This is a genomic window from Kaistella sp. CFF1-2 (genome assembly GCF_059509915.1).
This window is the reverse complement of sequence record NZ_JCAKLF010000001.1, coordinates 916,126-938,441: the sequence shown is the minus strand read 5'-3', so window position 1 is coordinate 938,441 and position 22,316 is coordinate 916,126. Positions and strand designations below refer to the sequence as shown.

The 22,316-nt window shown below is 38.2% G+C and carries 16 protein-coding genes; all 16 read left to right on the top strand.

Annotated features, from left to right (window positions below):
• The first annotated feature begins 7 nt into the window (after positions 1-7).
• The 16 genes from AC5XHR_RS04325 to purM all read left to right on the top strand — a co-directional run bounded on the left by AC5XHR_RS04325 (position 8) and on the right by purM (position 22,263).
• The gene (locus tag AC5XHR_RS04325) at positions 8-1,576 is read left to right on the top strand and encodes a RagB/SusD family nutrient uptake outer membrane protein (RefSeq protein ID WP_495949546.1); all 1,569 of its coding nucleotides are present in this window, start codon (positions 8-10) and stop codon (positions 1,574-1,576) included.
• A gap of 18 nt (positions 1,577-1,594) precedes the next feature.
• Positions 1,595-2,731: a SusE domain-containing protein gene (locus AC5XHR_RS04320; RefSeq protein ID WP_495949545.1), complete on the top strand. Its 1,137-nt coding sequence runs from the start codon at positions 1,595-1,597 to the stop codon at positions 2,729-2,731.
• Between the two features lie 11 nt (positions 2,732-2,742).
• On the top strand, positions 2,743-4,140 hold the full coding sequence (locus tag AC5XHR_RS04315) for a SusE domain-containing protein (protein WP_495949544.1): 1,398 nt from the start codon (positions 2,743-2,745) through the stop codon (positions 4,138-4,140).
• Positions 4,141-4,218: 78 nt separating this feature from the next.
• Complete coding sequence (locus AC5XHR_RS04310; protein WP_495949543.1) at positions 4,219-6,375, top strand: glycoside hydrolase family 97 protein; 2,157 nt, start codon at positions 4,219-4,221, stop codon at positions 6,373-6,375.
• Between the two features lie 56 nt (positions 6,376-6,431).
• Positions 6,432-8,291 carry a glycoside hydrolase family 13 protein gene (locus AC5XHR_RS04305; protein ID WP_495949542.1) on the top strand — a complete coding sequence of 620 codons (1,860 nt, stop codon included), beginning with the start codon at positions 6,432-6,434 and terminating at the stop codon, positions 8,289-8,291.
• Positions 8,292-8,300: 9 nt separating this feature from the next.
• Complete coding sequence (locus tag AC5XHR_RS04300; RefSeq protein ID WP_495949541.1) at positions 8,301-9,680, top strand: MFS transporter; 1,380 nt, start codon at positions 8,301-8,303, stop codon at positions 9,678-9,680.
• Between the two features lie 338 nt (positions 9,681-10,018).
• Positions 10,019-10,960, top strand: a complete 942-nt coding sequence (locus tag AC5XHR_RS04295; protein WP_495949540.1) for a branched-chain amino acid transaminase — start codon at positions 10,019-10,021, stop codon at positions 10,958-10,960.
• Positions 10,947-12,623, top strand: coding sequence for a dihydroxy-acid dehydratase (gene ilvD / locus AC5XHR_RS04290; protein ID WP_495949539.1), 1,677 nt, complete (start codon positions 10,947-10,949; stop codon positions 12,621-12,623). Before AC5XHR_RS04295 ends, ilvD begins: the two co-directional genes overlap by 14 nt.
• Before the next feature lie 37 nt (positions 12,624-12,660).
• A complete protein-coding gene (gene ilvB / locus AC5XHR_RS04285) occupies positions 12,661-14,391 on the top strand; it encodes a biosynthetic-type acetolactate synthase large subunit (protein ID WP_495949713.1) in 1,731 nt (576 codons plus the stop codon).
• A gap of 17 nt (positions 14,392-14,408) precedes the next feature.
• Positions 14,409-14,999, top strand: coding sequence for an acetolactate synthase small subunit (gene ilvN, locus AC5XHR_RS04280; protein ID WP_495949538.1), 591 nt, complete (start codon positions 14,409-14,411; stop codon positions 14,997-14,999).
• Between the two features lie 55 nt (positions 15,000-15,054).
• Positions 15,055-16,536 carry a ketol-acid reductoisomerase gene (gene ilvC / locus AC5XHR_RS04275; protein WP_495949537.1) on the top strand — a complete coding sequence of 494 codons (1,482 nt, stop codon included), beginning with the start codon at positions 15,055-15,057 and terminating at the stop codon, positions 16,534-16,536.
• Positions 16,537-18,027, top strand: coding sequence for an ATP-binding cassette domain-containing protein (locus AC5XHR_RS04270; protein ID WP_495949536.1), 1,491 nt, complete (start codon positions 16,537-16,539; stop codon positions 18,025-18,027).
• A 14-nt stretch (positions 18,028-18,041) separates the two neighbouring features.
• The gene (ilvA, locus tag AC5XHR_RS04265) at positions 18,042-19,304 is read left to right on the top strand and encodes a threonine ammonia-lyase IlvA (protein ID WP_495949535.1); all 1,263 of its coding nucleotides are present in this window, start codon (positions 18,042-18,044) and stop codon (positions 19,302-19,304) included.
• Positions 19,305-19,430: 126 nt separating this feature from the next.
• Complete coding sequence (locus tag AC5XHR_RS04260) at positions 19,431-20,159, top strand: pirin family protein (protein WP_495949534.1); 729 nt, start codon at positions 19,431-19,433, stop codon at positions 20,157-20,159.
• Between the two features lie 62 nt (positions 20,160-20,221).
• Positions 20,222-20,776 carry an NADPH-dependent FMN reductase gene (locus AC5XHR_RS04255; RefSeq protein ID WP_495949533.1) on the top strand — a complete coding sequence of 185 codons (555 nt, stop codon included), beginning with the start codon at positions 20,222-20,224 and terminating at the stop codon, positions 20,774-20,776.
• A 497-nt stretch (positions 20,777-21,273) separates the two neighbouring features.
• Positions 21,274-22,263, top strand: a complete 990-nt coding sequence (purM, locus tag AC5XHR_RS04250; RefSeq protein ID WP_495949532.1) for a phosphoribosylformylglycinamidine cyclo-ligase — start codon at positions 21,274-21,276, stop codon at positions 22,261-22,263.
• Positions 22,264-22,316 lie beyond the last annotated feature (53 nt).

Below are 22,316 nucleotides of genomic sequence, written 5' to 3'. Positions count from 1 at the left end.
GTAAGCAATGAAAAATTTTAGATTCTATAAAAAATCAATAGCTGCCGTAGTTCTTGGGCTTTCTTTGACGATGACGTCTTGTGTTGACGATCTGAAACAAGAGCCAATTACAGAACTTACCTCAGCAAGTCTTTTCAAAGATTTTAATAATTATAACAACCTTTTGGCGAAACTTTACGGCGGATTAGCTGTTGGTGGACAAGAAGGTGGAGATGGTGGCGGAGATATCGCTGATATTGATGGTGGATTCTCAAACTACATGCGTTTGATGTATATCATGCAAGTAGTAACCACGGATGAAGCGGTAATCGGATGGAATGACGGTACGTTACACGAATTCCATAAAATGATTTGGACGCCAACGAATGAATTCAACAACGCAATGTTTTACAGATTGTATACAGAAATTGCGTTTACCAATGAGTTTATGCGTAATACAACGGATGAGCGTTTAGCAGCAAACGGAATTTCTGGAGCAAATCTTGAAGAAGCGAAAGTAATGCGTGCAGAAGCTCGTTTCTTAAGAGCACAAGCATATTATCATTTGTTAGATTTGTATGGAAACGTTCCTTTTGTAGATGAAACAATGACTCCAGGTCAAGCGGTTCCAAAACAGATTATGCGTCCAGAATTATTTAAATTCGTTGAATCCGAATTATTGGCAACTTCAAACGAATTGAAAGCTCCAAAATCAAATCTGTACGGAAGAGTAGATCAGGCAGCGGCTTGGACGCTTCTTGCAAGATTGTATTTGAATGCTAAAGTATATTCAGGAACAGAGCGTAATCAAGATGTTATTACGTATGCAGATAAAGTAATCAATTCTGGATATTCTTTGAATCCGAAATATGAGAATTTATTCTTGGCGGATAACAATGTAAACAATCCAGAAAATATTTTCTCTATCGTTTATGACGGTCAGAAAACACAAACCAATGGTGGAACAACTTTCTTAGTTCACGCTGCTATTGGTGGAAATATGGATCCAGCGCTTTTCGGTGTCAACGGAGGTTGGGGTGGTCTACGTACCACGTCATCTTTTGTTAACCGTTTTGAGGCTGCTGATGCAAGAGGTCGTTTCCATAAGAGCGGACAAACATTGGAAATCAATGATTTGGGAAGCTTTACGGATGGATATGCATTTATCAAGTATAAAAACATTAAAAGCGATGGCAAAGCTGGTTCTCATGACAACTGGGTTGAAGCAGATTTAGCTGTTTATCGTCTAGCTGATGTTTATTTAATGTACGCTGAAGCCAACCTTAGAGGTGGTGGTGGTGATGCTTCTAAAGCATTAGGATATGTTAATCAACTGAGAACTCGTGCAAAAGCAAGTACCGTTGCAGCGATTAACTTGAATTTTATTTTGGATGAAAGATCTCGAGAACTTTCTTGGGAAATGACAAGAAGAACCGACCTTATTCGTTACGGAAGATTTACAACTTCGGCTTATTTATGGCCTTGGAAAGGAAATACGAAAAATGGTGCTGCTGTAGAAGACTACAGAAACCTTTTCCCAATCCCGAATAACGAAATGGTGGTGAACTCTAATTTAGTTCAGAATCCAGGGTACTAATAACAAATTTTACAAAAAATGAAACAATCAATTTTTAATAAATTTTTCCTTGCCTTGGTGATGCTTTTAGGTATCATCTCGTGCGACGATCGTGAGCTGATTACCGTTGATAATTCGGGCGCTCCGATTGTGATGGATCTTTCTACGGATAAGATTTTCTTAGATCAAAACTTTCCAGAAAATCCTGTGTTGACAGTTAATTGGGAACCTGCTAAATATTCGGTTCCTGTAGAAGTCAAATACAGAGTTGAGGTATCAAAAACAGAAGATTTCAAAACTCCAGTAACATTAGCAACGGTTTCCGGATCAGAGTCTGTTACAAGTTTTACGGTAAGCCAAATGAATAAAGCGGCAGGTGATATCGGTTTGGTTCCGGATGTTGCACAGAAAATGTTTGTACGTGTGGTTTCTTATCTTGGAAACGACTCTCTTGCATCAACTTCTAATGTAACTCCTTTAACGATTACGCCGTATGTGGTGATTATTGACTATCCAGATTTCTACCTTGTAGGGGAAGCTTCTGCGATTGGCTGGTCAGAAACGAAAGCGATTCTTTTATTCCAAACGGAATATAAAAATACAATTTACACGTATTTAGAAAAAGGGAAAAACTTTAGATTCTTAGGTCAAAAAGCGTGGAATCCAATCAACTATAGTATTGATGCATCTGCAACGAAAGACGGATATAAATACTTTAAATCAGTTTCTGACAATATTGCAAAATCTGCGGGAGACGATGAGAATATGACATTCTCAGGAGAAAGTGGTATTTACAAAATTGTTATTGACGCTACGGAAGGGAAACATACGTTAACAGCTACGGCTTCTGCAATTCCAACGTATAACTTTACGGAGATTTACTTAGTAGGAAGTGTTGCAGGAAATGATTGGAATGCTGGAAACGCAATCCCAATGGCTAAAGTATCGGATGGTGTTTATGAGTACACAACAACGATTGCTGATGGTGCCGAATTCAAATTCCTAGGTCAAAAAGATTGGGGTAATTTAGAATGGGGTAACATCATGAAAGATAATGCTGGAAATACAGGTTTCTTAGGACCAAAAGGAGATAACGGTAACGTTAAATTCAATGGTGGTGGAAAATCATATACCATTTCTGTAAACATTAAGGAAGGTACTTATACAATCAAATAAGCGGATTACACATGAAAAATATATTTAAATTATTCATATTACCTCTATTGGCGGCTGTGGCGATTATCGCTTGTACGGATGATGCAGATAGAGATTGGACGACACCAGAAGCTACTTTCAAGTTGAATGATACCACTTTGGGAGCAAATGTGTTGTACGCAACAATGGCAAATAACCCATTTATTTTGTCTTGGGAAGCTACTACGGGAGCACCTTTTACAGTGGTTGTTTCGTCAACAGAAGATTTTGCTTCTAAAGTTGAATTAGGAAAATCAGATACCAATTCATATAAAACGAATATCGGAGCGTTAAACACGGCGATGTTGCAAGCGGGAGTTAATCCGTATAAAGCGCAAAAAGTGTTCGTAAGAGTAGAGTCGGCTGCAGGAAATTCAAATGCAATTTCTTTTGATGTAACACCTTATCCTGTGAAAAAACCAATTATTACAGCTCCTACAGCGGGAACAGCCTTGGTTTTAGCAGTAGATAAAGCGGCGGAGAATCTTCCAAAATTCACTTGGTCAGATTACCAATCGTATGGTGTTGATGTTGTTTATACACTTTCAATTGCGAAAAAAGGTACAACAGCCTTCCAAGTTTTAGGAACATCTACGAATGTTAAAGAATTGGCTTTAACGCAATCGCAATTAAATGATGCTGTTTTGAAACTGGGAGGAATTCCGGGTACAGCAGCAGAATATGATTTAAAAGTAGGTGCTTCAACAAAATCTACAGGTGGAACAATTGATTTAGTTTCAGACCTAGTAACGGTTAAAGTAACCCCTTTCGAAAGCAATGTATTCTTGTATCTAATTGGTGATGCAACGGCTGCTGGATGGGATAATGCAGCAACCAACGATTTAATGTATCCATTATTGAATTCTCGAGTAACTCCTACGGTTTACACGTATTCAGGATTCTTCAAAGCAGGAGGTTTCAAATTAATCAAAACAAGAGGAAGTTGGGATAACCAATACGGTCTTGGAGACGCTGCTGGACAATTAAGTGCTAGTGGTGGTTCAGGAAATATTCCTGTCGCTAAAGACGGATATTATAAACTAACGTTGAATGTAAGTACGTTAACGTACACATTGACAGAAGTTATTCCTACAACAACGGCATATGCTACAGTTGGAATCATCGGAGATGCGACACCAAATTCTTGGGACAGCAGTACGGCAATGACAAAATCTGCAACAGACAGTCATTTATGGGTGATTTCTAACGTTGTTTTGAAGGACGGTGAAGCAAAATTCCGTGCAAACAATTCTTGGGATGTAAACTGGGGATCGAAGTCTGAGTTATTCGGAACGGGAACTCCAGGTGGAGATAATATTCCGGTGAAAGCAGGAACGTACACAATCTATTTTAACGATTTTACAGGAGCTTACGTTTTTGTAAAGAAGTAAATTAGATTTCTAATAATTTTATCGGGGCCTGCTGCTGCACAGCAGCAGGCTCCTCTTTTATAGCTTAAAAATAATTACATGAAGTATTTAAAAACCAGTGCATTCTTTTTGTTGATGGGTGGTGCGATGTTGCATGCGCAATCATTGAAATCACCAGACGGAAAGTTTGAAATGAATTTTCAGTTGAAGTCGGGAGTACCTTATTATAAGCTTTCTTACGAGGGAAAAACCGTTGTAGAAGATTCCAAATTGGGACTCCGATTGGTGAAAGATGGTGATATTAAATTTGCATCTGAGATCGAAACAACGACCAATAAAGGAAAAGATCTTAATTCTGGCTTTGTAAAAATTGACGAGAAAAGAGATTCAAAAAATGAAACATGGGATCCCGTATTAGGCGAGAAAAAATCCTATGTAAATCACTATAACGAATTGGCGATTACGCTGGATCAACCCGATCAAAAACGTCATATGATTGTTAAATTCAGAATGTTTAACGATGGTTTGGGATTCCGTTATGAGTTTCCAGAACAAGAAAATCTGAACTATTTTGTTATCCAAGAAGAAGATACGGAAATTGATTTCCCGACAGACATGAAAGCTTGGTGGTTGGCTGCGGATTACGATACGCAAGAATATAAAAACCAAACCAGCAAAGTGTCTGAAATTCCAGCTCTTTGGCCAAAATCATACGAAGGAAATGCGTCTCAAAGTTTGGTGAAAAATGGAGTTCAAGTTCCATTAATGATGAAGAAAGAAGGCAATTCGCCTTTGTATATCAACGTTGCAGAAGCGGCTGTTCTTAATTATCCAGCAGCTCATTTGGAAGTAAATGCATCTGAATTTAAATTCAAAACGCATTTAACTCCAGACGCGCAAGGAGCAAAAGGATATATCCAAACGCCCGCAGTTTCGCCTTGGAGAACGATTATCGCTTCACCAAAAGCGGAAGAAGTTATGGCTTCTAAAATGCTATTTAATCTAAACGAACCAACGAAATTTAAAGATACATCGTGGATCAAACCAACCAAATACATGGGTGTTTGGTGGGAAATGATTTTCGGAAAGTCGCAATGGGCGTATTCAACAGTGAAAAACGTTCATATCGGAAAAACCGATTTTGATAAATTAAAGCCTAACGGAAACCACGCAGCAAACAATACCAAGGTAAAAGAATATATTGATTTTGCTTCTAAACATGGTTTTGATGGCGTTTTGGTGGAAGGTTGGAACGTTGGTTGGGAAGATTGGTTCGGACATTCTAAAGAATTTGTTTTCGATTTTGTGACGCCTTACCCAGATTTCGACATCAAAATGTTGAATGACTACGCACATTCTAAAGGAATTAAGTTGATTATGCATCACGAAACCTCGGGTTCGGCGACGAATTACGAAAGATGGGCTCCTGAAGCATTCAAATTAATGAATAAGTACGGCTACAACTCTGTTAAAACGGGATATGTAGGAAATATTATTCCACGTGGTGAACATCATTATTCACAATGGACAATCAACCACTATTACCGAATTTTAGATATGGCAGCGGATCATAAAGTAATGGTAAATTCTCACGAATCGGTTCGTCCGACTGGTGAAAGCAGAACGTATCCAAACTGGATTGCAGCGGAAGCAGCTCGTGGTACAGAATACGACGCTTTCGGTGGGAATGATCCGGATCATCATACAATTCTTCCATTTACTCGATGGATAGGCGGTCCTATGGATTATACACCAGGAATTTTCCAAACAAAAATGGATTATTATTTTCCAGATGACAAACGTTTTGTAACGACAACCTTGGCTAAACAATTGGGATTGTATGTGGTTATGTATATGCCTTTGATGATGGCGGCAGATTTGCCAGAAAATTACGAAAAGCATTTGGATGCATTCCAGTTTATCAAGGATGTCGCAGCGGATTGGGATGATACGATTATCCTTTCTGCTGAGCCCGGAGATTACATTCACACGGCTCGTAAAGCGAAAGGGAAAAATGAATGGTTCGTTGGTGGTGTTACCGATGAAAATGCACGTACGTTTACGGTTGATTTCTCATTCCTTCCAAAGAATGCGAAATACGAAGCAACGGTGTATGAAGATGGTAAAGATGCAGATTACGTAACGAATCCTCAGAGCTACAATATCTACAAAAAAACGGTGACTTCAAAATCGAAAATTCCGGTAAAATTGGCGCGTAGTGGTGGTTATGCAATCTCACTTAAGCCTATAAAATAATGTTTCATCAACCTTAAGGAGCTTCGGTTTCTTAAGGTTTTTTATCTAAAAATAGCATGAACAAATATCTTAGTATGTTGTTTTTGCTCGTGGTGAGTTTGGTTTTTGGTCAAATCCAGCGGGTAGAACCAGCGTTTTGGTGGAAGGGAATGAAGAATCCTGAATTGCAAATTTTGGTCTATGGAAAGAACATTGCACAATATCAGGTGGAAGCCACCAATCAGGTTCCTGTAACGAATATTACGAAAGTTGAAAACCCAAATTATCTATTTGTAACGGTTAATTTGGCAGGAATTTCGGCTTCAAGTTTTAATTTGAATTTCATCAATTCGAAAGGAAAAAAAGTACATTCCTATTCTTACGAATTGAAAGACAGAAAAGCAAATTCGGCAAATCGAAATTCGTTCACGTCGAAAGATGTGATGTATTTAATTATGCCTGATCGTTTTGCCAATGGTGATCCTTCGAATGATACGATGCCAGGTTTAACGGAAAAAGCGAATCGAAATCTCCCTGACGGTCGTCATGGAGGCGATTTACGTGGAATTATCAATCAACTCGATTATCTTAAAAATCTAGGAGCGACGACGTTGTGGTTAACTCCAGCAAATGAAGATAACGAAGATAAAACAACGTATCACGGCTATGCGCAAACGGATTTGTACCGTTTGGATCCGCGTTACGGAACAAATCAGGAATATCAAGAACTTTCTCGTGAATTGAAAAAACGAGATATGAAATTGGTGATGGATTACGTAACCAATCATTGGGGGAGTAAACATTGGTTAATTCAAGATTTGCCTACAAAAGATTGGATTCATTGGTTTGATGTCGAACCGAATGGTTTTAAACGTTCGAATTACAAAACAACAACGCAAGCGGATACAAACGCTTCGGAAGCGGATCGAAAATTAGCCTTGAATGGCTGGTTTGATTCGTCGATGCCCGATTTAAATCAACGAAATCCTTTGGTGTTGAATTATTTGACGCAAAATGCAATTTGGTGGATTGAATATGCTGATTTAGATGGTTTCCGTGTTGACACCTATCCGTACAATGACAAGGATGCGATGGCGAAATGGGCGAAAGCTATCACCGATGAATATCCAAAATTCAATATTGTTGGGGAGGCGTGGTTGTATTCACCGGCTCATATCGCGTATTGGCAAAAAGACTCTAAAATCGGAGAAATTGATGGTTACAATTCACATTTACCATCAGTAATGGATTTTACGTTGTTTTCTGAAATGCCATCGGCGTTCAAAAATAAAGAATCTTGGGACAAAGGAATGGTGCAGTTGTATAATTCGTTTACGAGCGATTTCTTGTATCCTGATATCAATAATTTCTTGGTTTTCTTTGAAAATCACGATACCGAGCGTTGGAACGAAATTTTCAATGGGGATTCTAAAGCCTATCAAATGGCGTTAACATTGATTTCTACGGTTCGCGGAATTCCACAAATTTATTATGGATCAGAAATAGGAATGCGTGGAAGCAAGCCTACAGGAGGTGATGCGGATATTCGAAGAGATTTCCCAGGTGGTTGGAAAGGCGATGTGCAAAATGCATTTAATCCAAGAACCCAAACTTCAGAACAAAAGGAATTTTTTGATTTCACCCAAAAAGTTTTGAATTGGAGAAAGTCAAAAGACGTTATTCACACAGGAAAAACAACAAATTACGTTCCTGAAAATAATGTGTTTGTGTATTTTCGTTACAATGATACAGATAAAGTGATGGTTCTTATCAATAATAATGAGAAAGAACAAACGTTAGACTTAGCTCGTTTTGCTGAATCTCTTCAAGGGAAAACCCAAGGGAAAGATGTGATTTCAGGTAGCGAATTTTCGGTAAAAACGAATGAAAAAATCACGATTTCTCCGAAATCTTCCTTAATATTAGAACTTCAATAAGAACTCGTTATGGAGAAAAAAATAAAACCGAATCTTTCGATTGCTCAAATTGTCAATATGAGTATGGGATTCTTAGGAATTCAAATGGCTTTTGGATTGCAGAATGGTAATGCCAGTAGGATTTTAGCCAATTTTGGAGCTGATGTTCACGAACTTTCGTGGTTCTGGCTGGTGGCGCCTATCACGGGGCTTGTCGTTCAGCCAATTATTGGTCACATGGGCGATAATACGTGGAGTCCACTGGGAAGAAGAAAACCGTATTTCTTGATTGGTGCTGTATTATGCGCTATTGGTTTGGTGCTGCTCCCAAATGCAGCTTCTGCAACGCATTTGCTTGCTGCTAATGTTTTGTTGCTAGCCGTTATTTTCCTAGCCATGATGGATGCGTCAATTAATATTGCAATGGAGCCTTTTCGTGCTTTGGTGGGCGATATGTTGCCGAAACATCAAGGAACCATCGGGTTTTCCGTTCAAACTATTTTAATTGGTATTGGTGCTGTAATTGGATCCAATCTTCCAAGCTGGCTTACGAAATTAGGCGTTTCGAATGTGGCTGCTGAAGGCTACGTTGCCGATAATGTGATCTACTCATTTTACGTTGGTGCAGCAATGCTTTTGATCACCATTGTATATACGATTTTAACAACGAAAGAGTATTCACCTAAAGAATTTAGAGAATTTCAAGGCGAAGAAGTGGAGCCAGAACCTTCCAAATTTTCGGATATGTTTAAGGATTTTGCAAAAATTCCATCATTGATGAAAAAATTAGGTATTGTTCAGTTTTTCTCCTGGTTTGCTTTATTTACGATGTGGGTGTATACCACAAGTGGTTTGGCAACGCATCATTTTGGTTTGTCCCCTGATGATACGAAATCACAATTATTTAATGATGCTGGGGATTTAACAGGGGAATTGTTTGGTTTGTATAACTTATTTGCGATTCCATTTGCGTTTGCATTAACGCCGATTGCGAAGGCGATTGGTAAAAAACAGACCCATGCTATAGCTTTAGTATGTGGTGGTTTTGGACTAATTTCCATGTATTTTATCAAAGATGTTAATCTTCTTTGGATTTCCATGTTGGGATTAGGTTTTGCTTGGGCAAGTATTTTGGCAATGCCTTATGCGATGCTTATTGATGCAATTCCGCAGAACAAAATGGGAGTGTATATGGGGATTTTCAATTTCTTTATTGTGATTCCACAAATTATCAATGGAATCTTTGGAGGGCCTATTGTTACTAATATTTTCGGAAATTATGCCATGGAATATGTGGTTGTAGGTGGCGTTTGTATGCTCATTGCGGCAGTCACCGTTTTCCTAATTAAGGGCGAAGGCAAAGAAGAACCCAAAATTATCGAAGAAGAAATAAAACAAGTACATTTTTAAATAGAAATCCGCATTTACACGGATTTTTTTTAGCTCATTTTTAAAACGTTAGTCTAAATTTCATTAATTCAATCAAATATTAAATTTGGTGTTTAAATGATAATAAAATAACCTTCAAAATATATTTTTAATAAATTATTGAAAAAATGTTTGGTGGTTATAAAATTACTCTCTAGATTTGCATCAACAATTTATGAACAGCGCACTGCATATTATCATCATTATTATTAACATTATTGGTAGCCAATAGTGAGGATGGTAATATGTGCACATTAAAAAATAAAGTTTTAAAGTAAATTTTTTTAAAAGCCATCCTCACCGCAGGATGGCTTTTTTTAATGGGAAAAATTAAAGTAACAAGTAAGATGAATATGTACTACGACAACAACACGGTCCTATTTTTTGATGGGGAATTTAAGAAAGCAAGCGAGGCCAAAACAGATTTATACGGCCAATCTCTTCATTACGGTTATGCCGTTTTTGAAGGAATTAAATCTTATGCAACCGAAAACGGGACAAAAATTTTCAAGGCAAAAGAACACTACGATCGATTACGGAAATCAGCGGAGATGATGATGATTCCGTTGAAGTACACCACAGAAGAAATGGTTGATTTTACCTACCAACTTTTGGAAATGAATGGTTTAACGAACGCTTATATTCGTCCAATTGTGTTGTGTTCGCCCAATATGGCACTTTCCAAAGGCCAGATGTCTTATTTAGCAATTGAAGTTTGGAATTGGGATAATGGGTATTTAGCAAATCAAATGCGGGTGATGACATCAAGTTTTCAGCGTCCAAATCCAAATGCATTTTTAGTGGAAGCTAAAGTCAGTGGACATTATGTGAATTCAATTTTAGCATGTCAAGAAGCAAAAGATAAAGGTTTTGATGAAGCAATTGTTCTTGATGTTAACGGAAATGTTGCTGAAAGTTCTGGAGCCAACGTATTTTTTGAAAAAGATGGAAAACTATATACGCCTGCGAAAGGAAGCATTCTTCCAGGAATTACGCGAGCAACTGTTTTGAATTTATGTGAAGAATTGGGGATTCCTGTTGAAGAAAAATTTTTCAAACCAGAAGAAATGCGTGGTGCGGATGCCGCCTTTTTCTGTGGAACAGCGGCGGAGGTTGTCGCACTAGGTTCTATGGATGAGGTTGATTTCCAATTATCGTGGGAAGACAGTCTTTCATCTAAAATTCAGCAAGCGTACAGACATTTAGTTTACGAACAAGATTATACATATTTAAAAGAAAAGGAAACTTATGGAGTTGAATAAATATTCCAAGACATTAACTCAAGATCCTACGCAGCCAGCTACACAAGCGATGTATTACGGGATCGGATTTACAAAAGAAGATTTCAGTAAAGCGCAAGTGGGCATCGCGAGTATGGGTTACGATGGAAATACCTGCAATATGCATTTGAACGGTCTTGCCGAAATTGTAAAAGAAGGCGTAAAAAAGGAAAATTTGGTGGGACTGATGTTCCACACAATAGGAATTAGCGATGGGATGACCAACGGAACGGATGGAATGCGCTATTCTTTGGTAAGCCGCGATATCATTGCAGATTCTATCGAAGCAGTTTGCGCGGGACAATATTATGATGCATTAGTTACGGTTCCAGGTTGTGACAAAAATATGCCGGGTTCTTTAATTGCGATGTCTCGTCTCGATCGCCCATCTATCATGGTTTACGGAGGAAGTATTCATCCAGGGCATTATAAAGGAGAGGATTTAAACATCGTTTCCGCTTTTGAAGCCTTAGGAAATAAATTGGCTGGAAAACTGTCGGAAGAAGATTTTCAAGGAATAATTCAGCATTCTTGTCCAAGTGCAGGTGCGTGCGGCGGAATGTACACGGCAAATACAATGGCTTCAGCGATTGAAGCGCTGGGAATGAGTTTGCCGTACTCGTCTTCCTATCCTGCTTTGAGCAACGAAAAGAAAGAAGAATGTGCGTTTGCTGGTCATTACGTAAAAATTCTTCTTGAAAAAGATATCAAACCTTCCGATATCATGACGCGCAAAGCATTTGAAAATGCATTGCGTTTAATAATGATTTTGGGAGGAAGTACCAATGCAGTTTTACATTTTATTGCGATTGCGAAAAGTATTGGAGTTCCTTTAACATTGGATGATTTCCAAAAAATGAGTGATGAAACGCCTCTTTTAGCAGATTTAAAACCGAGCGGAAAATATCTAATGGAAGATCTGCATAATGTAGGTGGAGTTCCTGCGGTTTTGAAATATTTATTGGATTTAGGCTTGCTTCATGGCGATTGTTTAACGGTTACCGGAAAAACAATGGCGGAGAATTTAAAGCATGTGACTTCAATTATTGATCGCCAACAGAATATCATCAAAGACATCAAAGATCCGATTAAAGAAACGGGACATATCCGAATCATGTACGGAAACCTTGCAGAGAAAGGGGCTGTAGCAAAAATTACAGGAAAAGAAGGTGACTTTTTCAAGGGCGAAGCGGTTGTTTTTGATGGTGAAAAAGAATTTATCCAAGGTATTGAAGATCGCAAAATTAAAGAAGGAAACGTGGTTGTTATTAAAAATGAAGGTCCAAAAGGAGCACCGGGAATGCCTGAAATGTTGAAACCAACCTCGGCTTTGATGGGTTCTGGATTAGGAAAAAATGTGGCTTTGATTACCGATGGTCGATTTTCTGGTGGAACACACGGTTTTGTCGTTGGTCATATCACACCGGAATCGTTTGAAGGCGGTTTAATTGGCTTGGTGAAAGACGGTGATGTTATTGAAATTGATGCGGTAAACAATACCATGAATTTGATGGTTTCTGAGGAAGAAATCGCTTCACGAAAACAAAATTTTGTTCAGCCCGATTTCAAAGTGAAATCTGGTGTTTTATACAAATACGCTAAATCGGTAGCCGATGCTTCACAAGGTTGTGTAACCGATTTATAAAAATTTAGAATCGCAAAATAATTATAGTATGAGTTTGATGGAAACGAAAGAAAAAGAAAAGGCTTCCACTGGGAATACGCAAGAAATTACAGGTGCAAAAGCCGTACTAGAGGCTTTGTTAGCGGAAGGAACAACAACTGTTTTTGGATATCCGGGTGGAGCAATTATGCCTATTTACGATGCTTTGTATGATTATCAAGATAAGCTGAATCATATTTTGGTTCGTCATGAGCAAGGTGGAATTCATGCCGCTCAGGGTTTTGCTCGTACTTCGGGTAAAACGGGCGTTGTTTTTGCAACGAGTGGACCTGGAGCAACAAATTTAGTGACGGGATTGGCAGATGCCATGATTGATAGCAATCCTTTGGTCTGCATTACGGGACAAGTTTTCGCGTCTCTTTTGGGGACTGATGCATTTCAAGAAACGGATGTGATTAACATTACAACGCCAGTTACCAAGTGGAATTATCAAGTAACGGATGCTTCTGAAATTTCCGAGGCTATTGCGAAAGCCTTTCATATTGCAAATACAGGTCGTCCAGGCCCTGTACTTATTGATATTACAAAGAATGCTCAAATGCAACTTTTCGAGTATGCAGGCTATAAAAAATGCGATCATATCCGAAGCTATCGTCCAAAACCTGAGGTTAGAAAGTCTTATGTTGAACAAGCTGCGGAATTGATTAATTCAGCGAAAAAGCCAATGGTTTTGTTTGGTCAAGGGGTGATTTTAGGAAAAGCGGAACAGGATTTTAAAGAATTTATCGAAAAGGCAGGTCTTCCGTCGGCAGCTACGGTTATGGGATTGAGTGCACTGCCAACCGATCATCCGCTTCACGTGGGAATGTTAGGAATGCATGGGAATTACGCACCAAACGTGATGACCAACGAATGCGATGTTCTTATCGCGGTAGGGATGCGTTTCGACGACCGTGTTACAGGGCGTTTAGACAAATATGCGAAGCAAGCAAAGGTTATTCATCTCGATATTGATCCTGCCGAAATTGATAAAAATGTTAAATCAACGGTTCCGGTTTGGGGAGATTGTAAAGAAACATTACCGTTGCTTACGTCAATGTTAAAACCCAATCAACATTCAGAATGGTTGCAGAAGTTCCGAGATTTAGAACAAGAAGAAATTCAAGAAGTGATTCAAAAAGAACTTCAACCTACCGGTGATACGCTAACCATGGGTGAAGTGGTGAATTTAATCAACGAAATTACCCAAGGTGAAGCGGTTATCGTTACGGATGTTGGTCAACATCAAATGGTGGCTTGTCGATATGCAAAATTCAATAAATCAAAATCGAGTGTGACTTCCGGAGGTTTAGGAACCATGGGATTTGGTCTTCCAGCGGCAATTGGCGCGTGGTACGGGGCTCCAGAAAGAACGGTAATTGCAATTATCGGGGATGGAGGTTTCCAAATGACCTTGCAAGAATTGGGAACGATTATGCAGTTTGGTGCGAAAGTAAAAATCCTAATTCTAAACAATCAATTCTTAGGAATGGTGCGTCAGTGGCAGGAATTATTCAATGATAGACGCTACTCATTTGTGAATATTACAAGTCCAGATTTTGTGGCTTTAGCTAAATCGTATGGAATTGATGGAAAACGAGTTGCGGAACGTGATGTTTTGAAAAACGCTCTTGAGGAAATGATTAATCACGATTCATCGTATTTATTGGAAGTGATGGTAGGGAAGGAAAACAACGTTTTCCCAATGGTAGCGCAAGGAACGTCGGTGTCAGAAATCCGATTGAAATAATTTTAAAAGATTAAAAAATGGAAAAACAAGAATTCACCATATCGCTTTTTACGGAAAATTCAATCGGGCTTTTAGGTCGTATCGCTGGAATTTTTTCAAGAAGAAAAATCAATATTGAAAGTTTAAATACATCACCATCTGAAGTGGAAGGAATTCATCGATTTACGATTGTTATCCACGAAGCGGAGGAAGTTGTACGAAAACTTTGCCGCCAAATGGAAAAGCAAATCGAGGTTCTGAAAGCATACTACAATACGGATGACGAAATCGTTTGGCAAGAGCAAGCTTTATTCAAAGTTCCGACCAACGTTGTGACAGAAAAGGTGTATGTAGAGCGACTTTTAAGACAATATGGTGCAAATGCAGTCGTGATTCGAAATGACTATATCGTCTTCGAAACGTCGGGCCACAGAGAAGAAATTGATAAACTTACAGACGAATTAACAAAATATGAACTTATTGAGTTTGTACGAAGTGCTCGAATTGCGATCATTAAAAATAGCGAAGGTTTCCACAAGAAAATTCTTCAATTCGAACGAAAAGAACCTTCGCCAGTTTTGGTTGAAAATGAATATTTAGACCAACAAGACAACGTTTTTACGATGTAGTCGAAAGAAAAAACACAAATACATTATAAAAAGTAGTATAACTAGAATTAAACAAATGACAAATTATTTCAATACCCTTTCTTTAAGAGAACAATTAGATCAACTTAGTCACGCTGAATTTTTAGGAATTTCTGAATTTTCGGATGGTGTAGATGCGCTTAAAGGAAAGAAAATCGTCATCGTAGGTTGCGGTGCGCAAGGTCTTAATCAAGGTCTTAATTTACGTGATAGCGGTTTGGATGTTTCGTATGCGTTGCGTCAAGATGCGATCGATCTGCAAAGAGATTCGTGGAAAAATGCAACAGGAAATAATTTCAACGTTGGAACCTTCGAAGAGCTGATTCCTACTGCAGATTTGGTGATCAATTTAACACCAGACAAGCAACATACGGGCGTAATCAACACGGTTCAGCCTTTAATGAAGCAAGGAGCGACACTTTCGTATTCACACGGTTTCAATATTGTCGAAGAAGGAATGCGAATTCGTGAGGATTTAACGGTGATTATGGTGGCTCCAAAATGTCCGGGTTCCGAAGTTCGTGCAGAATATTTACGTGGTTTTGGGGTGCCAACACTTATTGCGGTGCATCCAGAAAACGATCCGCAAGGAAAAGGTTGGGCGGAAGCAAAAGCGTATTGTGCAGGAACAGGTGGTCACAAAGCAGGTGTTTTAAAATCGTCTTTTGTGGCGGAAGTGAAGTCTGATTTAATGGGCGAACAAACGATTTTATGTGGTTTGCTGCAAACCGGATCTATTTTGTCGTTTGATAAAATGGTTGAAAAAGGAATTGATCCTGGATATGCATCCAAATTGGTTCAATACGGTGTTGAAGTAATTACAGAGGCATTGAAACATGGTGGTGTAAGCGGAATGATGGATCGTTTGAGTAATCCCGCAAAGTTAAAAGCATTTGAAATTTCAGAAGAATTGAAAGACATTATGCGTCCACTTTTCCAAAAGCATCAAGACGATATTATGTCAGGTGAATTCAGCAGAACGATGATGGAAGATTGGGCGAATAACGATGCGAATTTGTTGAAATGGAGAGCAGAAACAGGTGAAACAGCTTTTGAAAAAACGCCAGCTGGGGATGTGAAAATTGCTGAACAAGAATATTTTGATAACTATACCTTGATGGTTGCTTTCGTTCGTGCGGGAGTCGAATTGGCTTTCGAAACGATGGTGGAAGCAGGCATCAAGCCAGAATCGGCGTATTACGAATCGCTTCACGAGGCGCCGCTAATCGCCAATACGATTGCGCGTAAAAAATTATTCGAAATGAATCGCGTGATTTCTGATACCGCAGAATACGGTTGTTATTTATTCGATCAAGCGTGTAAGCCTTTATTAGCGGACTTTATGAAGAAAGTGGATGTTGATTTGGTTGGAAAAAATTACAACGAAGGGAAAGATGGTTCAGTGGATAATGCCCGTCTAGTTGAAGTAAACGATATTTTAAGAAATCATGAAGTAGAGGTGATTGGACGCAAATTGAGAAAAGCGATGACTGCCATGAAATCCATCAAAACAAACTAATTGAAAGAAACGTTTATCCATATCAAAAGTCTAAGATTTCAGTACGACCAATTGGTTGTGCTGAACATCTTGGATGCTCGATTTCAATCGGGCGAACTATGGATCATACGTGGAAAAAGTGGCTCTGGGAAATCAACTTTAGCGAAATATTTGGGTTCAAGTTTAGAATCGAATTCCTCTGAAATTGAAGTTCAGTTTTCTACAAATTCAAAATGGAATCCTGAAATTGTTGTAGTTGAAAATTGGTACGAATTTCAAAATTTGGAAGGCGATCGCAATTTTTTTTATCAGCAACGCTATCAAAATTATGCTTGGCAAGACACAAAAACGGTTGGGCAAGAACTATCCATTTTAGCATTTGATACTAAGGTTTCACAAGAAGAAGTAGATGAAATTTTGGATATTTTTCAAATGAAACCTCAATGGGAAAGACAATTAATTGAGCTTTCGAGTGGTGAACATAAGAAAATGCAACTCATCAAAGCCTTGTTGAAGAAGCCGCAGTTTTTGGTTTTGGATCAGCCTTTTTCGGGTTTGGATGTGGATTCTCGAGAGAATTTGACGCGTCATTTGGAATCTTTAGTCAAAGAAAATGTTTGTGTTCTCATTTTTTCAAATGATGAAATTTCAACGTCAATTCCAGTTCAAGAAGTCGAATTAGAAAATGGAGTTTTGAAACCTCTTGACAAATACGAACAAAAAATCGGCAAAAATCAAACAAGAAAACTATTTCCTGCTTTTTTGAAAGTTGGAAACTCAACCAAAGAAAAAATATTAGATTTCAAAAATGTAACCATTCAATACGGTGAAAAAGCCGTTCTGAATCAGGTGAATTGGAGCGTTTTATCTGGTGAGCAATGGCTGTTAAAAGGTCCAAACGGTTCTGGAAAATCAACTTTGTTGAGTTTAGTCAACGCTGATCATCCGCAATCCTATGCGAACGATATTGAACTTTTCGGTTCCAAACGAGGAAGTGGCGAAAGTATTTGGGAAATCAAAGATAAAATTGGCGTTATCTCACCTGAATTGCATTGGTATTTTGATGGTGAAATGTCGGTTTCCGATGCGATTGCTTCAGGATTTTTCTCTGCGATGGGCGTTTTAGAAAAATTGAGTTTTATTCAAAATCAACAGTTGAATGAGATTTTAAATTACTTTGATTTAGAAGATGTTCGAAAACAAAAATTAAAAAGTCTTTCCGTTGGAAAACAACGTTTGGTTTTATTGGCTCGCACACTTGTGAAAAAGCCTAAATTATTGGTTTTTGATGAGCCTTGTCAAGGAATGGATGAAGATCAAATTGCATTTTTTAATCAGTTGGTTGATGATTTATCTGAAGCTGGACAAACCTTGATTTACGTTGGTCATTTTGAAAGTCAACTTCCTAAAAAACTATCCCATAAACTCGAACTTCACGAGGGAAAAGTGAAATCAAATGAAGAATTGGAAATGTTCTCACAGAATTCAAAAATAGATTGTTTTCAAGCCTAAGAATTTAAAAACAAATGAAAGAAACAGTTTTAGAAATAACGATCGAGCAAATCAAATCCGCTCAAAAAAACATAGAAAAAGTAGTGGTGAAAACGCCATTGCAGCACAATCACCGATTATCAAATGATCTTGGTGCTAAAATTTTCTTGAAAAGAGAAGATTTACAGCCGGTTCGTTCGTATAAGTTACGTGGTGCGTATCATAAAATAAAATCCGCTTTTCAAGAAAGGAAAACCAGTCGTGGAGTCGTGTGCGCAAGTGCAGGAAATCACGCTCAAGGCGTTGCTTTGGCTTGTAATGATTTGAAAATTCATGGTGTAATCTTTATGCCGATCACCACACCAAAACAAAAATTGGAGCAAGTAAAAATGTTTGGTGGTGATTATGTAACCGTTCAATTGACGGGTGATACGTTTGATGCGTCAAAACACGCAGCGATGAAGTATTGCTTGCAACATGACGCCGAATTTATTCATCCATTTGAAGATGCTCAAATTATCGAAGGTCAAGCGACTTTGGCTTTAGAAATTTTAGAACAAGCAACAGAACCTATAGATTACGTATTTGTTCCTGTTGGTGGTGGGGGTTTGGCTTCAGGAATTGTGACGGTTTTTTCCCAATTATCACCAAAAACAAAATTAATTGCTGTAGAACCAAAAGGTGCGGCATCAATGAAAGAAGCGTTGCAAAAAGGCTTCAATATTGAATTAGCCGAGATTGATAAATTCGTTGATGGTGCGGCGGTGAAGCAAGTTGGCGCACTTAATTTTGAAATTTGCAAAGACTATTTGTCCGATTGTCTTTCAGTGGATGAAGGTAAGGTTTGCGAGATGATTTTGGAGCTGTACAATAAAGACGCAATGGTTTTGGAACCCGCAGGAGCCTTATCTATAAGCGCTTTAGAACAATATCGAGATCAAATTCAGGGCAAGAATGTGGTTTGCGTGGTGAGTGGAAGTAATAACGACATCACACGAATGGAGGAAATCAAAGAGCGAGCGATGTTATATCGCGGTTTGAAACATTATTTTATGGTGAAATTTCCGCAACGTCCTGGGGCGTTGAAAGAATTTGTACTTCATGTTTTGGGCGCGACTGATGATATTGCTTTTTTTGAATATACGAAGAAAAACTCTCGCGAAACGGCTTTGGCAACGGTTGGAATTGAGTTGCAACAAGCATCCGATTTTGATGGATTGTTACAACGAATGCAAGATCGGGGCTATTTTGAGGCCTATCTTAATGATACCCCGAGTGTATTGAATCTTTTAATATAATTCTTAATTAATTTTTTTTTGGAGGGCTGCTTAATCTTAAGTGGCCTTTTTTAATTTATTATCCTACATCAATGGATTGGGTGGTCAAATTTTCGGAAATTTGTGTTATAACAAATGAGATATATTATGAAAACAATTTTTCACGCAGCAAATACAAGAGGTCACGCTAATCACGGTTGGTTAAACTCTTTTCATACATTCAGTTTCGCCAATTACTACAATCCAGAACGAATGAACTTCGGTACACTTCGAGTGTTGAATGATGATACTGTTTCGCAAGCAATGGGCTTCGGAACGCATCCACACAAGGATATGGAAATTATTTCTATTCCGTTAGAAGGAGATTTAGAACACAAAGATTCTATGGGAACTTCTTCGGTGATCAGAAATGGTGAAATCCAAGTTATGAGTGCGGGAACGGGAGTTCAGCATAGCGAATACAATAAAAATAAAGATCAAGAAGTAAAATTCTTACAAATTTGGATTTTCCCAAATAAAGTTGGAGTAGAGCCTCGTTACGATCAAATTAGTATTAAAGAAAATGCGGTACAAAACGAGTTTCAACAAATTTTGTCTCCAAATGCCGATGATGCTGGAGTTTGGATTCACCAAGATGCTTGGTTTAATTTGGCTAATTTTGATAAAGGAGTTTCCAGAGAATATCAATTGCATAAAGAAGGAAACGGTGTTTACGTTTTCGTATTGAAAGGGAAAGCAAAAGTTGGAGATCAAGATTTGGATACCCGAGATGGATTGGGAATTTGGGATACAAAATCCTTTACTCTAGAAGCAACAGAAGATGCAGAAGTGTTGTTGATGGAAGTTCCAATGGAGTTACCATCGTATTTAAAATAATCAAATTTTGAGTGCAGAAAGCGACTTTCTGCACTTTTTTACAATAATAAATTAATTAAAAAATGAAAATAGTAGCAATCGCAGGAAGTAACTCGGAGGTATCAATTAATAAGCAATTAGCAGCCTATGCGGCGAGTCTTTTTACAGGATTTGATGAGGTGGAAGTTTTGGATATGAATCCTTTTGAAATGCCCATTTATAAGCATGAAAGAGAAGTGAAGTCGGGAATTCCTCAAGAAGCAGTAGATTTTGCAGCAAAAGTAGATTCAGCAGATTTGTTAATTGTGGCTTTGGGTGAGCATAACGGGACTTATTCTACAGCGTTCAAAAATGTATTTGATTGGGTTTCAAGAATCAAGGACAGAACGGTTTGGGGCGAAATTCCGATGTTGTTAATGTCAACTTCTCCAGGTGGTAGAGGCGGCTTAGGAGTTTTAGAAGCTGCCGCAAATCGTTTCCCATTTCATGGAGGAAATGTGGTTGATACCTTTTCACTTCCATTTTTCTACGATTCATTCAACTCGACTGAGGGAAAAATTACCAACGAAGAGAAGAATCAAGAATTGGTCGAAAAAGTGGCGAAAATTGCACAGCTAGAAGCGATTTTAGCAAAGTAAAAAAGCCGACAAAAAGCTTTATTTAGTTTAAATCTAACTCTGTTTTATTTGATTTTTAGCTGATTGTCAAAGGGTTGGTGTGGGTTTTAGAAAAGACTGAAACATGATTGTGGAGAAATAGTAGTAGGATTTTTCTTTTTATTTTTTTAATTTTGCATCAAAGAATTTACCCAGTGAATATACAGACCATAGAGCGTAATTTTTCACCTTTCGACTGCAAGGAAAAAAAGCAGGCTCTACAAGTGTCTAAAAATATAACGGCCGATAATCTGAACGATTGTCGGCTTTTTTATTCTCCTTTTGGGAGCGTAATTTTTTCAGACTTTATGTTTGAAATAAATCTAAGCAAGGGGTTCTTTCGGGTTCGAACTTGCAAAAATGAAAAGTGAAAGTGAAGTTGCGAGAAGTCGTAATTTCAATTGGGCATAAAGACGTAGATAGAAAAAGGTTTGCGTCTTTACTGTTCCAAGAAAAGAAAACCAAAAACAAAGAAAACAATGAGTAACACGTACAAATCTGCAGGTGTAGACAAAGAAGAAGGATACAAAACAGTTGATAAAATAAAAACTGCAGTTGCCGAAACCCACAATAAAAATGTGTTGAACAATTTGGGAAGCTTTGGGGCTTTTTATGAAATCGGAAAATACAACAATCCCGTATTGGTGAGTGGTACCGATGGTGTAGGAACCAAATTGAAAATAGCTTTAGATACTAAACAATACGATTCTATTGGGGTAGATTGTTTCGCAATGTGCGCGAATGACATCCTTTGTCATGGAGCAAAACCTTTGTTTTTCTTAGATTATTTGGCGTGTGGCAAGTTGGATTCTAACGTTGCTGCGGAAATCGTTTTAGGAATGGTAAAAGCATGTAAAGACAACGAATGTGCTTTGATTGGTGGTGAAACCGCGGAAATGCCAGGGATGTATCAGCCAGGAGATTACGATGTTGCTGGATTTTGCGTTGGTATTGTAGAAAAAGATGCAATTATCGATGGTTCTAAAATTAAAGCTGGAGATAAAATTTTAGCTATTCCAAGTTCTGGATTTCACTCAAACGGATTTTCTTTAGTTAGAAAAGTGTTCCCAAATTTTGAAGAAGAATTTGAAGGAAAACCTTTATATGAAACGTTATTGGTTCCAACAAGATTATATTACAAACCAGTTCACAAGCTTCTTAACGAAGTTGATGTTCACGGAATTGCACATATCACCGGTGGTGGATTGATTGAAAACGTTCCGCGTATTCTTCCAAAAGGTTTGTGTGCAACTATCGAAACCTCAAAAATTCAGATTCCTTCCATTATGTTGGAACTTGAAAAACGTGGTGGTATTGAACGTAAAGAAATGTTTGGAACATTCAATATGGGTGTCGGAATGGTCGTGGTTGTTGATGCAGCTGATGCGCAAAAAGTAATGGATTTACTGGACGATACCTACGAAATCGGAACAATTACAGAAAGCAACGAAGAAATTGAATTAGTTTAAAGAGATACTAGATTTCAGATACTAGATCCAAGATTTTTCTCAGATCTGATATC